Origin of the sequence: Pseudomonas sp. HY13-MNA-CIBAN-0226, assembly GCF_040310305.1 — a bacterium.
In the GTDB taxonomy this organism is placed as follows: Bacteria; Pseudomonadota; Gammaproteobacteria; order Pseudomonadales; family Pseudomonadaceae; genus Aquipseudomonas; species Aquipseudomonas gregormendelii.
In genome coordinates this window covers 1-252 of sequence record NZ_JBEOPS010000451.1, presented here as the reverse complement: position 1 = coordinate 252, position 252 = coordinate 1, and the positions used below count along the sequence as shown (strand labels likewise).

Here is a 252-nt window from a genome sequence, read left to right as displayed (position 1 = left end):
AAATACGGCTGGGCGTCCGACTTCACGATCAACCGCTCGGGCAAGGAAGTGACGGTGCCGGGCGTCGCGACGATCCTGCGCCGGCTGTTCGGCAAGGGCGGCGGCACGACCGCGGCGCCGTCCAGCACGCCGCTCGGGCAGGCCGCGCGCCAGGTGAAGCTCGGCTCCGGGCTGACGATCGCGGTGCCGCGGCTCGACTTTCCCGACATTTCCGGCGGCCCGCGGCAGGGCGGTTATGGCGGGGCGGACGGC

At 73.4% G+C, this 252-nt stretch carries 1 pseudogene; it reads left to right on the top strand.

Annotation, left to right across the window (positions count from 1 at the left end):
- Positions 1-252 (top strand): annotated as a pseudogene (locus AAEZ05_RS29475) (hypothetical protein); the annotation flags it as partial.